The sequence below is a fragment of the Vibrio harveyi NBRC 15634 = ATCC 14126 = KCTC 12724 genome, assembly GCF_001591145.1.
Lineage (GTDB): Bacteria > Pseudomonadota > Gammaproteobacteria > Enterobacterales > Vibrionaceae > Vibrio > Vibrio harveyi.
Genome location: NZ_BCUF01000001.1, coordinates 155,207 through 170,071, shown reverse-complemented (window position 1 = coordinate 170,071; position 14,865 = coordinate 155,207). Strand labels below are relative to the sequence as shown.

General features: G+C 44.3%; 12 protein-coding genes. 9 read left to right on the top strand and 3 right to left on the bottom strand.

Annotation, left to right across the window (positions count from 1 at the left end; translation table 11 throughout):
* Positions 1-42: 42 nt before the first annotated feature.
* The 4 genes from ebgR (at position 43) to VHA02S_RS00695 (ending at position 6,447) form a co-directional block, all read left to right on the top strand.
* Positions 43-1,029 (top strand): transcriptional regulator EbgR, encoded by a 987-nt coding sequence (gene ebgR / locus VHA02S_RS00710; protein WP_005449063.1) that lies wholly within the window; start codon positions 43-45, stop codon positions 1,027-1,029.
* Positions 1,030-1,372: 343 nt separating this feature from the next.
* Positions 1,373-4,471 carry a beta-galactosidase subunit alpha gene (ebgA, locus tag VHA02S_RS00705; protein WP_038898355.1) on the top strand — a complete coding sequence of 1,033 codons (3,099 nt, stop codon included), beginning with the start codon at positions 1,373-1,375 and terminating at the stop codon, positions 4,469-4,471.
* A gap of 3 nt (positions 4,472-4,474) precedes the next feature.
* The gene (locus VHA02S_RS00700; protein ID WP_038898354.1) at positions 4,475-4,924 is read left to right on the top strand and encodes a beta-galactosidase subunit beta; all 450 of its coding nucleotides are present in this window, start codon (positions 4,475-4,477) and stop codon (positions 4,922-4,924) included.
* 89 nt (positions 4,925-5,013) lie between these two features.
* Positions 5,014-6,447, top strand: coding sequence for an amino acid permease (locus tag VHA02S_RS00695; protein WP_005449069.1), 1,434 nt, complete (start codon positions 5,014-5,016; stop codon positions 6,445-6,447).
* A 100-nt stretch (positions 6,448-6,547) separates the two neighbouring features.
* On the opposite strand, the gene VHA02S_RS00690 is transcribed toward VHA02S_RS00695, so the two are convergent.
* Positions 6,548-7,474 carry a LysR family transcriptional regulator gene (locus VHA02S_RS00690; RefSeq protein WP_005449072.1) on the bottom strand — a complete coding sequence of 309 codons (927 nt, stop codon included), beginning with the start codon at positions 7,472-7,474 and terminating at the stop codon, positions 6,548-6,550.
* Positions 7,475-7,586: 112 nt separating this feature from the next.
* On the opposite strand from VHA02S_RS00690, the gene chrA reads away from it, so the two are divergent.
* The 5 genes from chrA to VHA02S_RS00665 all read left to right on the top strand — a co-directional run bounded on the left by chrA (position 7,587) and on the right by VHA02S_RS00665 (position 12,718).
* Complete coding sequence (gene chrA / locus VHA02S_RS00685; protein WP_038898352.1) at positions 7,587-8,726, top strand: chromate efflux transporter; 1,140 nt, start codon at positions 7,587-7,589, stop codon at positions 8,724-8,726.
* A gap of 209 nt (positions 8,727-8,935) precedes the next feature.
* On the top strand, positions 8,936-10,027 hold the full coding sequence (locus tag VHA02S_RS00680) for a phosphatase PAP2 family protein (protein ID WP_038898351.1): 1,092 nt from the start codon (positions 8,936-8,938) through the stop codon (positions 10,025-10,027).
* A gap of 241 nt (positions 10,028-10,268) precedes the next feature.
* A complete protein-coding gene (locus VHA02S_RS00675) occupies positions 10,269-10,724 on the top strand; it encodes a TadE family protein (protein ID WP_033001634.1) in 456 nt (151 codons plus the stop codon).
* Between the two features lie 49 nt (positions 10,725-10,773).
* The gene (locus VHA02S_RS00670) at positions 10,774-11,319 is read left to right on the top strand and encodes a TadE/TadG family type IV pilus assembly protein (protein ID WP_038898350.1); all 546 of its coding nucleotides are present in this window, start codon (positions 10,774-10,776) and stop codon (positions 11,317-11,319) included.
* A gap of 10 nt (positions 11,320-11,329) precedes the next feature.
* A complete protein-coding gene (locus tag VHA02S_RS00665; protein WP_050567805.1) occupies positions 11,330-12,718 on the top strand; it encodes a vWA domain-containing protein in 1,389 nt (462 codons plus the stop codon).
* Positions 12,719-12,878: 160 nt separating this feature from the next.
* On the opposite strand, the gene VHA02S_RS00660 is transcribed toward VHA02S_RS00665, so the two are convergent.
* Both VHA02S_RS00660 and VHA02S_RS00655 read right to left on the bottom strand, forming a co-directional pair.
* Positions 12,879-13,892 (bottom strand): tetratricopeptide repeat protein, encoded by a 1,014-nt coding sequence (locus VHA02S_RS00660; protein ID WP_050567804.1) that lies wholly within the window; start codon positions 13,890-13,892, stop codon positions 12,879-12,881.
* Positions 13,889-14,863, bottom strand: a complete 975-nt coding sequence (locus VHA02S_RS00655) for a type II secretion system F family protein (protein ID WP_029790394.1) — start codon at positions 14,861-14,863, stop codon at positions 13,889-13,891. Before VHA02S_RS00655 ends, VHA02S_RS00660 begins: the two co-directional genes overlap by 4 nt.
* Between the last annotated feature and the right edge of the window lie 2 nt (positions 14,864-14,865).

Sequence of the window (14,865 nt, the reverse complement as noted above, 5' to 3'; positions counted from 1 at the left end):
TTTTCTCACTGGGACAGTGAGCTTTGCCTACGGGAAGTGCACATGGCAACACTAAAAGATATCGCTACTGAAGCTGGCGTCTCACTCGCGACCGTATCGCGCGTGTTAAATGATGATCCGACTTTGAGCGTAAAAGAAGAAACCAAACACCGCATCTTAGAAATCGCAGAAAAGCTGGAATACCGCACCAGCAGTTCCAAAAAAGCCACCAAAGAGGCAAGACAAAAACACCACTTCTTAGCCTTGTATAACTACAAGCAAGAAGCCGAGGTGAATGACCCTTATTACTTGTCGATTCGTCACGGGATTGAAACCCAGTGTGACAAATTGGGCATTACGCTAACCAATTGCTACGACAGCATCATCGATGTAGAAACGCAAAAGATCACCGGAATCCTTCTGGTCGGTAAAACTGACAGCGCCGTGATTCGTAAATTGCCTAAACGTCTTACTGACAGCATTTGCTACATCGACTTCTCTGACAGCGATAGCACATACGACTGTGTTGATATCGATCTTGCGCGAATCAGTAAACAAGTGGTCGACTTCTTTGTTGAACAAGGCTACGAACGGATTGGTTTTATTGGTGGTCAAGATGAACCAAACACTGCAGACATTCGTGAAAATGCATTTGTAGAATACGGCAGCTTAAAAGGCGTGGTGTCAGAAGACGATATTTATCGCGGCGACTTCTCTAGCTTATCTGGTTACGATTTAGCAAAAGCCATGTTAGCAAAAGGCGATTTTCCTAAAGCGCTCTTTATCGCTTCAGACTCAATTGCAATTGGTGTTTTACGCGCGATTCATGAATTCGGTTTGAACATTCCACAAGACATTGCCCTAATCAGCGTCAATGACATTCCAACCGCCCGATTTACCTTCCCACCACTCTCAACTGTGCGCATTCATTCTGAGATGATGGGTATTCAAGGGGTAAATTTATTAGTAGAAAAATACCGCGACGGTCGCGCACTGCCTCTACAAGTGCATGTGCCGAGCAAATTAAAACTCCGCGGCACCACTCAGTAATTCCCTTCACATCATCAAATTTATAAAGCACTGAATATTCAGTGCTTTTTTATTATCCCCTCTTTAAATCTAGCTATTTTTTATCCACTTTACCTAAGAAATCGGCTTGGGATGCCATTCCTTTATCCTGATCACATCTTGTTCAATGATCGTCCAATAAAACGTGACCAAGTTAAAGTTAAACGTTTTCACTAATTTATTTTAGTAAAACTTTTACTAATATCTTTTCCCAGATAATTCATCACTCTTTTTCAAATGACATCGGCTGCATTTCTTTTGGATAGCTTCAAGCATTGGACTCCTCCTTTGCCTGCTACCAAACTAAGCCGAGGGGAGAACAAACGTGAACAATTGGGAAAACTTCCTTCACCTGCATGAGAATCGTATGGCACCACGTGCTTACTTCTTCTCTTACGATTCAATTAAAAACGCACAAACATTCCAACGAGAACTGAGCAGCCGCTTCAAACTGCTAAATGGTCAATGGACATTCAACTACTTCACCAATCCTCTCTTGGTGCCAGAAGAGTTTTACTCGCAAAAAATGGAAGAATGGGGACAAATTACCGTTCCAAACATGTGGCAAATGGAAGGTCATGGCGACCTTCAATACACAGATGAAGGCTTCCCATTCCCTATCGATGTGCCTTTTGTTCCGACAGATAACCCGACAGGTGCTTACCAACGCACGTTCACTCTGGGTGAAAACTGGAACGACAAACAAACCATCATCAAATTTGATGGCGTTGAAACCTACTTCGAAGTTTACGTAAACGGTCATTACGTTGGCTTTAGCAAAGGCAGTCGATTGACCGCAGAGTTCGACATCTCTTCTTATGTACAACAAGGTGAAAACTTACTGTCTGTACGTGTGATGCAGTGGGCAGATTCGACTTACATTGAAGACCAAGACATGTGGTGGACGGCGGGTATATTCCGCGATGTGTACCTTGTCGGAAAAGAGCACGTTCACGTCCAAGATCTGACTGTTCGTACTGATTTCGCCGACGATTACCAAAGTGCCACCTTAAGCTGCCAAGTTGAACTAGAAAACCTATCGACTACGGTTGCGTCTGGTTACACGCTGGAATATGCCCTTCAAGATAAAAGCACTGTGGTTGCAAGCGGTCAATGTGATTCACTGACTATCCAAGACAACAGCCAAACAAGCTTTGCCATTGATGTGGTGAACCCAACCCATTGGACAGCGGAAAATCCATACCTTTACCAACTGTTCATTACGCTAAAAGACGCACAAGGCAATGTTGTCGAAGTGATTCCGCAACGTGTTGGCTTCCGAGACATTAAAGTGCGTGACGGTCAGTTCTACATCAACAACCAATACGTGATGCTGCACGGTGTAAACCGTCATGATAATGACCACCTAAAAGGTCGCGCTGTTGGCATGGATCGCATCGAGAAAGACCTGATCTTGATGAAACAACACAACATCAACTCAGTTCGCACCGCGCACTACCCTAACGACCCACGCTTCTACGAGCTGTGTGACATTTACGGCTTGTTCGTAATGGCAGAAACCGACGTAGAAACCCACGGCTTCGCTAACGTTGGCGATCTCAGCCGCATCACCAATGACCCTGCATGGGAAAGTGTGTTTGTCGATCGCGCAGAGCGCCATGTTCATGCTCAAAAGAACCACCCTTCGATCATCATGTGGTCACTGGGCAATGAGTCTGGTTACGGCTGCAATATCCGCGCTATGTACAGCGCAACTAAGGCGATTGATGACACTCGCTTAGTGCACTACGAAGAGGACCGCGATGCAGAAGTGGTTGACGTCATTTCAACCATGTACTCACGTGCTCAGCTCATGAACCACTTTGGTGAACACCCGCACGACAAGCCTCGCATCATCTGCGAATACGCACACGCGATGGGTAACGGACCTGGCGGTCTGACGGAATACCAAAACGTGTTCTACAAGCATGACCACATTCAAGGTCACTACGTTTGGGAATGGTGTGACCATGGCGTATTAGCGCACGATGAAAATGGTCAAGAGTTCTACAAGTACGGCGGCGACTACGGCGATTATCCAAACAACTACAACTTCTGTATGGATGGTTTGATTTACCCAGATCAAACGCCGGGACCAGGCTTAAAAGAATACAAACAAGTTATCGCACCAGTGAAAATTCACGCGGTGGAAGGCACAAAAGACCGCTTTACCCTAGAGAACAAATTGTGGTTCACCAACCTGAATGATTACACCATCACTGCGGATATCCGAGCGGAAGGTGAAACGCTGCGCAGTGTGCAGTTTAAGGTCGAAGAGCTTGCAGCGAACAGCGCACGTGAAATCACGATTAATTTGCCTGAACTGGACGAGCGTGAAGCCTTTATTAACTTCACCGTGCGTAAAGACAGTCGAACTCTGTACAGCGAAGCAAACCACGACATCGCGACCTACCAGTTCCAGCTAAAAGAAAACACAGCAAGTGAAGCCGAGTTTGTGAACCACAATGCGCAAGCGTTAGTAACAACAGAAAGCCGCTTGGAACACGTGATTGAAGGTCACAACTTCACGCTGATTTTCTCTAAAGTCAACGGCAAGCTGACCTCTTGGCGCGTCAATGGTGAAGAGCTGATTCAATCTGAGCCTAGACTGAACTTCTTCAAGCCAATGATTGATAACCACAAACAAGAGTACGAAGGTTTGTGGCACCCAGCACACTTGCAAATCATGCAAGAGCACTTCCGCACGCTGCAAGTCGAAGCAACCGATGATTCGGTTTCGCTCACGACCACCAGCATCATTGCACCGCCGGTGTTCGATTTTGGCATGCGCTGTACCTACCGCTACCAAATCAACGCACAAGGGCATTTGAACGTGGAACTGAGTGGCGAGCGCTACGGCGATTACTCGCATGTTATCCCTGTGATTGGTTTGGATTTGGGCATCAACGGCAGCTTTGACCAAGTCAGTTACTACGGTCGCGGTCCTGAAGAAAACTACCAAGACAGCCGCCAAGCCAACTTGATTGATGTTTACCACAGCACGGTAGCCGACATGTTTGAGAACTACCCGTTCCCACAAAACAACGGTAACCGCCAACACGTTCGTTGGGCATCACTAACGAATCGTCACGGCACGGGTTTGTTGGTGAAGCCACAACAAGAAATCAACTTCAGCGCGTGGTTCTACACCAACCAAAACCTGCACGAAGCGCAACACACCATTGAGCTAGAAAAGAGCGGCTACATCACGCTCAACCTTGACCATCAAGTGATGGGGCTGGGCTCAAACTCGTGGGGAAGCGAAGTGCTCGACTCATACCGCGTGTACATGGATGAATTCCGTTATGGCTTAACGCTGATGCCGCTTCAAGTTGGCGATTGCAGTGCACAAGCCATGGCAAACCATGATTTCGACAATGCATTCTTCACTCAATCCAATACTCAAACAGCAAACGAGGCGTAATCCATGATCGTGTTAGACAACTTAGACCAATTCAAAGTCGTGTACCGCAATGGGCGTAAATGGCAGCGCTGTGTCGAGGCAATTGAGAACACCGTAAACCTTAAAGATGGCGTGATGTATTCCATCGGAGACTCCTTGGTTTACATGATTCAAGACGGCACAAAACAAACTGAAATGTTTGAAGGCAACCGCCGCTACTTCGACGTGCATTACTACCTTGAAGGTCGCGAAACGGTGGAGTTCGCTGACAAGAAAAACCTACAACCTGAGCAAGCTTACCAAGATGAAACTGACCGCGAGTTCTTTTCTGGTCAAGGGGGTACTCGTGAGCTTTGTGAGGGGCAAGTAGCGATTTTCGATAACACCAAAGCCTACCGCTTCCACGGTGATAACCGCGTTAGAAAGGTCGTGCTGAAAGTCACTATCGAAGATGGCTACTTCTTAAATAAATAACAAAAGCAAAGAACAAGAGAAGGGCTGCGCTCACAGCAATACAAGCCCTTCCTCCCTACAATTCCAACGTGATTCATCGGAGATAGAAAATGTCTGAATCCAAACGTAATACGATAGGCAAATTCGGGTTGTTGTCCCTTACCTTTGCCGCGGTCTTTAGCTTCAACAACGTAATTAATAACAACATTGAGATCGGTCTTGCTTCAGCGCCAATGTTCTTCTTGGCAACCATTTTTTACTTTATTCCTTTCTGTTTGATCATCGCAGAGTTTGTATCGTTAAACAAAGACTCGGAAGCCGGTGTGTATGCATGGGTAAAAAGCTCACTTGGCGGACGTTGGGCGTTTATCTCTGCCTACACCTACTGGTTTGTTAACCTATTTTTCTTCACGTCATTGCTACCACGCGTTATTGCTTATGCGTCATACGCGTTCCTTGGCTATGAATACATTCTGACCCCACTCACCACAACAGCACTGAGTATGATTCTGTTTGCGTTCGCGACTTACGTATCAACCAACGGCGCGAAGATGTTGGGTCCAATTACCTCAGTCACTTCTTCTTTGATGCTGCTACTGACTATGTCGTACATCCTGCTTGCTGGCGCTGCGTTAGTCGGTGGCGTTCAACCTGCTGACCCAATCACAGTAGAAGCCATGGTGCCAGACTTTAGCTGGGCATTCCTCGGCATTACCACTTGGATCTTTATGGCAGCAGGCGGTGCTGAATCGGTGGCGGTTTACGTAAACGACGTGAAAGGCGGCTCAAAGTCTTTTGTTAAAGTGATCATCGTTGCAGGTATCTTCATCGGCGTACTTTACTGTGTCGCTTCAGTGCTGATTAACGTGTTCGTACCTAGCGAAACACTTAAATACACGGGTGGTTCAGTACAAGTATTTGAAGGTTTAGCGGCGCACTTCGGCTTGCCTGAAATATTGATGAACCGCTTTGTAGGCTTAGTGTCGTTTACCGCGATGTTCGGCTCTCTGCTAATGTGGACTGCGACACCAGTAAAAATCTTCTTCTCTGAAATTCCAGAAGGTATCTTTGGTAAGAAAACCGTAGAGCTAAATGAAAACGGCGTGCCTGCTCGTGCGGCTTGGTATCAATTCCTTATCGTTATTCCACTGATGATCATCCCGACTTTGGGCTCGAACACAGCGCAAGATCTGATGAACACGGTCATCAACATGACGGCTGCGGCTTCAATGTTGCCACCACTGTTTATCATGTTGGCTTACCTAAACCTGCGCCTAAAACTGGACCATCTAGAGCGTGATTTCAAAATGGGCTCTCGTATGACAGGTATTGCTGCAGTTTCTGTACTTATCGTTATCTTTACTGTGGGCTTCCTAGCGTCAACCTTCCCAACTGGCGCAGACATCATGACGATTATTTTCTACAACGTTGGTGGCATTGTGATTTTCCTTGGTTTTGCTTGGTGGAAGTACAGCCAATACGAAAAATCACTCGACCAAGAAGAGCGCGCCAAAGAAGCAGCGCCAGCAACTCAAGCAATGTAAGCCTTACACATAACGCTTGATAGCACCTGACCACATTCGTCAGACCAAGGGCACCCATCGGTGCCCTTTTTTATACCCAAGTAACCTCGAGATGCTAGGTTCAGCGAGAGTGCGTTGAAGTAACGATATCTGCCACCAGCTGACGTAGCCACATCCCTTTGTCTTCATTGTTACGACTGGTGTGCCACAGCATAGCAATATCAAAATCGGCAACCGCAATCGGCGGCTGCACAGACACTAAGCCATCTGAAAACCCTTCTGCTGATGCCATTTTTTCCGGCACAATGGCAATCAAATTACGTTGTTTAAGCAGATTACGGATCGTCAAGAAGTTACGTGAAGCTACTGTTACCTTGCGGCTTAAACCATGTTCCGCGAGTTTTTTGTCTACCTGGGTACTTAAACTGCCATCCGGGCTCACCAAGGCTTGCTCAATATTGGCAAATGCTTCAATCGATAATTCAGTCTCACCGTTTAAAACCTGCTTATCGCATAGGCACACATGCTTTTCAGTGTAGAGATATTGGCTATCAAAGTTGTCATCGAGTACGGGCATGCTACCAAGAATGACATCAAGCTTGTCGTGTTCAGTAATGGCGACATAGTTGCTACGGTTAACATTGATAAAGCTGATTTGCGCTTCTGGCGCGCGCTTGCGGATTTCATCATAAAGCAGAGGGGCGAAGATGAATTCAGCGTAATCGGTAAGACCAATACGACACACGCCAGTGTAGTTTTCTGGCTGAAACTCGGACTTCGTCAGCAAGTCTTTGGCAATGGAATCCAATAGATTATGCACTGTTGGCGCGATATGATGTGCGTGCTCAGTCGGATCCATTTTATGTCCTTTACGCTCAAACAGAGGGTCATCAAACAGCACACGCAAACGCGATAAGCTGTGGCTCATGGCGGACTGACTGACAAAACTCTTCTCGGCAGCCAAACTCACACTGCGATAGCGATACAGATAAGAGAAGGTCACCAACAGATTCAAATCGATGTTACGCCACTGAATATCATCTTTCACAAAGCACCCAATCCCATTTCATTCATAGATGAAATTAAAACTATTAATTTGAGTCATCTTAGTACATTTCATACAGTAACTGGAGTGTTATTGGAGATTTAACAGGCTCAATATGTTTACCATTTTTAAAACCTTTTTTTGGCTCGGTTGGATCAGTTTCGGTGGTCCTGCTGCACACATCGGTTACTTCCGCCAAACGTTCGTAGAAAAGCTCAAGTGGATTGATGATAGCGAATACGCACAAATCGTGGCGTTGAGCCAATTTTTACCGGGACCGGGGTCAAGCCAAGTTGGCTTTGCATTAGGTTACAAACGCGGAGGTCTGGGCGGCGCTTGTATGGCGTTTCTTGGATTCACGCTGCCTTCGGTGATCATCATGTTGGCACTTGCAATGGTGAGCAGCCAAATCACGGATACGGCACTGTTCCAAAACATCGTACACGGCTTGAAGTTACTGGCTGTTGTGGTGGTCGCCGATGCGACATGGGGAATGTACAAAAATTTCTGCCAAAGCAAACTAACAGCGGGATTGTGTGTAGCAACCGCAATAGCGCTATTAGTTGCACCTAGCATCATGACACAAATGTTGGTCTTAGTAGTGGCAGGTTTGATTGGTACTCAATACCTAAAGAAAGAATCGACCACACCAGCAGAGCCGTTCAAACCAACTATCGCTCCACTCGCTCTGTTTGCCGTACTTCTTGTTGGCTTGCCTTTGGTGGCTCACGCTCTACCGATGCTGGGGTTATTTAGCGACTTCTTCCAAGCCGGCAGTTTAGTGTTTGGTGGTGGTCACGTGGTTCTTCCATTGCTGCAAAATATTGTTGGCGATCAGCTCAGCCAAGATGCCTTCCTAACGGGCTACGCAGCAGCGCAAGCTGTACCTGGACCGATGTTTACCTTCGCAACTTACATTGGCTATGAGCTATCGGATACACCAATTCTAGGGGCGCTAGTTGCAACACTGGGTGTCTTTCTTCCGGGCTTTTTGCTGTTACTTGGCGTGCTGAAAAACTGGCAAGCTCTAGCTGGCAAACCTGCGGTATCTGGCGCAATTAATGGCGTGAATGCCTCAGTAGTTGGTTTACTCTTAGCGGCACTTTACCAACCAGTATTCACTAGCGCTGTGATTGCTCCGATTGATATCGCATTAGTCATTGCCGGTTTCTACCTCCATAAAAAGCTCAATCTATCTGTACTTTGGATGATCGTATTCTTTGTCGCAGCAGGCATTGTGACCGGCATGATGTAGAGAGTGGCACAGAGCACTGCATGCGCAGTGCTTTTTCATCCCTACTCTGGCATTACCGCATTAACATAACCTATTAATTTTATTTAAAAACTTCCATTTTCATTACTATTTAAATTTTCCTCATCAAACTTTAATCTTCATTAATCAAATTACCACCTCTAACTACGACTATACTCAATAGCAACGTTTTCATACTAGGTTAATAATATATGGAAAATGAGTGTGTAAAGTCTGAGGTTAATTTATCTACAAAATTACATCGTTTCTTGAAAGAGATTCAATCTGATCTTAAAGATGACAAGCTCATCTATTACTTTATTATTATCTCCTCAGTCATTACCTATATTATTTCTTTTTTTTCTCCAGGTGGAATAACATTTTCTTTTTTTACCTATTTGGGAATATTGGGTATTTCCATGTTTGTTTTTTTAAATGCATGGGGAATATATTATTACTTCTATCTTTTATTCAAGCTAGAGCCTCACCCGTTAAAGGCATTTTTTTACAAAGCTAAAAGTTCGTTAACACCAATAAATAGACCATTATATATACTTTTCTTGATCATTGCTGTTCATGTAACTTTCTCTTCTTTCACTTATTTGAAGTCTATTATCCCTTTTCTGCATGCTTTCAAATATGATGAACTCTTTGCAGATATAGATCGTTTATTACATTTTGGCATAGACCCTTGGATCATAACGCATACTATATTTAGTAGTCCGTGGATGAGTCTAATTATTAATATTTTTTATAACCTTTGGTTTTTCTACTTTCTTGGTGTTCTTATTTATTTTATCTGTTCTCAGTCAAACCCTAAGATTAGGCTCCAGTTCATTCTTTCTTTTTTGTCTTGCTGGATGATATTTGGCGCTTTATTAGCGACCTTACTTTCCTCTGCTGGTCCATGCTTCTATGAAGCATTACTAGATGATGCACGATATGGTTTATTGATGGATAGGTTACACTCTCAAAATGATTATATATTGAAATACATCGACATGCCCCTGTGGGCTCTAGGAACTCAAGATTCGCTTTGGAATGATTATGTAAACAATGAAAGTGGTGTAGGTTCTGGAATATCTGCAATGCCAAGTATGCATGTCTCTATTGCAACGGTTTCCGCCCTAGCACTATATCAGGTAAAAAAAACAGTCGGACTATTTGCTTGGATATTCACTGCTATTATTCAAATCGGGTCTATACACCTTGCATGGCATTATGCTATCGATGGTTATGTAAGTATTATCATAACCATATTACTTTGGAAATTAGTCGGAAGATATTTAAAAATTACTAAATAACCCATGTAAAAATACAACAATTCTCACTTTTGATACTGAGACCATTAATAAATAAACCATTGATTAAACTACTTATTCAAATTCGAAAAGTCATTAATCTACTGCTATACCTAAGTATGGGACAAATATTATTATCGCGTTAGAACTATCTATTTGATTTTAGGTGATTTTGATTCACCTTTCGCCAAAATTTTACATCTGGCGCTGTAATACCGGAAAGTTAAGGGTAAGGGGCACAGTTATGGTGGTAAGAAAGATACGCCAGATCGGCACCGCTTTAATTGAATTCACGATAGTAGCCTTCTTTTACATGATCATTTTCTTCACTATTGTCGATTTCGGAGTGTTTGGTTACGTCAAATTGACAATGCAACATGCAGTTAGAGAAGGTGCTCGGTATGCGATCACTGGGCGGACTGACTTAGATCCGAATAATAGTAGCGACCGTAGCGCAGCCGTTATTGCAAAAATTGATAATGCATCCGACGGTCTTTTATCCCGAGTCACCAACACCAGCAACATTCGCGTCGAAGACATCGATGGAAACAGTGTTGCTGGATTTGGACAACCAAGACAGCTCATTTCCATTCATCTGGATTGTGAGTGGCCAAGCTTCAGCCCTTTCATTCGACCATTTGTCCAAAATGGTCATTACAAGTTTACCGTAAGTTCAGCAATGAAAAACGAGGCATTCTAGCACGCCTTTTCTGCTAAACAGCAGTTCTAGAATGAACAAGGATAAGAACATGTTCAAAGCACGACGAATACAAGCCAAAGGATTCGCATCGATAGAAATGGTCATCATTGCACCTTTGATGCTCATTGTTGCGATGGGTATATTTGAGTTAACTCAGCTACTTCAAGCCAACAGTATTGTGGTTAATGTAAGCCGAGAAGGAGCAAGTCTGATCTCCCGTAGCAGTACGGAAACCCCACAAGAGGTAATGGATGTTGTTGCCTCAACGTCCTCACCGATAGATCTCTCCACTAAAGGAGCAATCTACATCAGCCTTGTTGTTGGGAGACAAAACCAATCTCCCTACCTCTCACGACAAATTCGTTGGAATCAATCTGGTCTTACAATCGCCAGCCAAGTATGGTCAAGTTGCGGCTCATGGCAGAGTAACGGTGAGTGCAACCTTGGAAGTCCAAAACCAGCATTATCAAATTTTCCGATAGCACTAGACGATAGTGAGATTGTTTATGTCGTTGAAGTTTTTTACGACTACGACCCCGTTTCTACATTTGTTTTTGACAGCAGCTTCACCATAGGTGAAGTCACTTATTTGTGAGGTAGTCGCTATGATGAATGTCACAAAAAACCACCGCAAGTCTAAAGGGCTAGTAATTTGGCTAACCGTCATCGCCCTTCCTTTCTTTTTAATGATTACCGGTCTAGCACTAGATTCTGGTCGAGCCTATTTAGTAAAAGCCAAACTCTTCGCCGCTTTAGATGCGGCCGGTATTGCTGCAGCTCGAGCGGTGGCAAATGGGGAATCTGCCGCGAGAGCAGCGGCAAACAAATATTTCTCTGCCAACATTCCAACCAACTACCTCGACAGCAATCCATCATTAGGTCAGATTAATTTTTCCACAGATGCATTTGGCAATGTTTCTATCAATCTGAACGCGTCGGCTAGCCTAGTGAATCCATTCTTGAGTGTGTTTGGTTATAGCAATTGGGACGTGAGTGCTGAGGCTCAAACCATTCGCAGACCGGTTGATTTAGTCTTGGTTGTAGACAACACAACCTCACTACGTTCTGGTTCGATAGGCGATGTAACTCAAGATGTGATTGATCGGTCTAAATCGTTCGTGAAAAACTTCAATGAGAACTTCGACCGAGTCTCTATTGTGAAATACGCATATGGAGCAGAGACACCCGTTAATTTCAGAAGCTCGAGAGGGCATTCGCGACAATCGCTAATCGATGCAATAGATAACTTTACGTTTGGCTCTTTTTTTTCACCACAATATACGAATGCCTCTGAAGGTCTGTATCGCGCTCTTGATGGGATACGCAATGTTTCCAACCCTGCCAACTTAAAGGTGATAGTGTTCTTTACTGATGGGGCACCAAACACGTTCTCAAGCCGTTTCCGGTTTGTGGGTGAAACGGGCTGGCATAGAGGCTCTATTCGCTCGGGGGATAGTACGTCAAACGGGACCCCTAGAGGACTTTGGCGACATAACCGAGTGAATACGACGGCATCTAACGGTGATTATCATGGCTCGAATATTGACGATAAATTAAGACGCTTCCCCGACTACTATAATACCCATAGCGTTAATGCCTCGGAGTTCAGAGTACTTAACCCAACTCACCCTGTACGTCCTGTCGCTCAGTACAATCCAAATTCTCATACTGCGGCTCAACTTTATCAGCGGGTCAATCGTATTTCCCGCAACTTAGTCGAAGATATGGCGGAAAAAGCCAGACAGGAAGACATCTACGTGTTTACCCTAGGTCTAGGTTCGTCTCTCACCAGTTTTTCTGGTCCCGATATGGAGAAAGGGGAAGACCTATTGTTACGTATGGCAAATGATCCGAGTATGCTCAGCCGCCCAAGCCTTTCTAGCGACTTTAAGCCAACACAACTGCAAGGTGTGTACTGTCACGCGGTTGATGAGGAAGCATTAGGTCCTTGCTTCGACCAGATGCTGGATGTCATTATTCGCCTAACACTGTAGAGTCTTACAACCCGAGCGCGGATGAATGTATAGGTAACTGCCGTTCTAACTGACTTTGCACAAATAGCTTCTAGCTTCTAGGAAGCATAAAAAAACAACTCACCATTGAGTTGTTTTTTATGTTCATAATCCAAAAGTAGGATAAATCAAAAATAGCAACTTACCACGCCGCTGGTTTATCTTTCTTTCTCACTTCAGTTAATGCTCGAGCAAGGTTTTCGTTCGCTACTTTGTAATAGGATGGTTTCTTGTCAATCGCTTGCTGAAGGTACGGAATGGCTTCATCAGGTTTACCTTGAAGCATTAAGAAATAACCGACATTATTGAGTGCTTCAGCATCTGACATTTGACGCTTGAAAAGGCTCAATGCACGCTGGCTTTCTCCCCTTGCAAGATAAATCAATGCCAGATTATTAATTGCTCGCTCATTGTCTGGGTCATATTGAAGAGCCGTAGCGGTCACACGTTTTGCACTTGCATAATCACCACTCATGTAACGTGAATAGCCCATATTAACTAACCCTTTAATTGAGGTTGGATTAGCTTCTAAACATTTCTTGAAAAACTCTTGCGCAATATCGTGCTTTCTTTTGACATCAGAAAAGACCCCTAGCCCCATATAAGCAACAGCAGGCGAGCTACTATCAATGGCAAGCGACCGTATCGTCTCAATGCTATTGGAATCACTCACAGTGGTGCTAGAGTTCAATCGTTTTTGGTCTTGATTTATCGCTTGGACAAAATACTTCTTCGCATCGTTCATTCTTCCTTGCTTCGAATACAGCAGCCCCAACTCTGCCATGGCAGCTGCATTTTCAGGATTGTTTTCAATTGACGCGAGAAACGCCTTTTCTGCCAGTTGATCATTTTGACGCGCTACGTGTATTTGCCCTATCGTCATGAGTGTTTTGTCATGGTACTGCTTTTCTGGATAACTCAACGACCGAATGTATTCGTACAGTGCAAGGTCTAAATTCTGCTCTCGTAGTGCAACATCACCTCGCATAATAGCCTCTTTCTCGGTTGATGGCGGCGCATCACTGGACAAGCTATCTATTGGCTTGCCCGAATACAGCGCAGCATTGAAATCATCGTTTGGCTCTGGTGAGCTCGTACATCCGACGGTCGCTAACGATATGCACAGAGTTAGGGTCGTAAGTTTTAGGTTATTCATAGACTTGCTCCTGGTGCAGACAGTGCATCAAGGACAATCAAGATGCCTGGTCCTAGTGCAACAATGAAAAAACATGGCCAAATAAACAGCAACATTGGGAACAGCATTTTTGTAGGAATCTTAGCGGCAATTTCTTCTGCTGCTTGTTGTCGTTTATCTCTAAAATCGTCGGTATAGGAACGTAAGGTCTCCCCCAAACTACCACCGATTTTAGCCGCGTGGGTTAACACAGAGACCAAACCAGACAGCTCCACCAGCCCAGTTCTAGAAACTAACTGAGCGAGGGCATCTGGCATCGTGACCCCTGCTTGTATTTTGGTACACACGGTATCGAGCTCATCTGCAAATTCCGGATGAGAAACGTACAACTCCCTTGTTACCCTGTTTAATGCTGCGTTAAAACCCAAACCTGATTCTGTACATACAACCAACAGGTCTAAAGCATCTGGTACACCATTGCGTATTTTTCTCTGACGCTCCTTTTTCATATGCTCTAACAATATGTTCGGTAAGAAAACGCCAATAAACACAGCGGTAATAATGAACAAGTTCTGAAACGAACCACCAATATCTAAATAGTAAATGCCAAACGCAATGATCAAACCAAGCAAAGCAGAAAGCCCTTTCAGTGCGTAAAACACTGACAAAGCGCTCTTATTATGAAATCCAGCATGCATCAGTTTCTGTATGTAGGTTTCTTTCTCCTTTTCACTACCCTGAGCAATGTAAGGGCTGAGTGAATCTAACGTGTGAGCAAACTTAGCCGCTGTTGTGTCTTTGCCAGTATTGCCTGAAGTATTAATATCTCGAACACGCTTATCTAACGGAGAACGAAGACCAAAAACAATAAAACCTACAGTGAACGTAAACGCCATTGTGGTTAACAGAACAAGCCCATAAAACAGATATTGAGCATTAGTATCGAAGTTCAATATCATATTTTGCCAATATGTTAGGTTCAAATATTCCATAA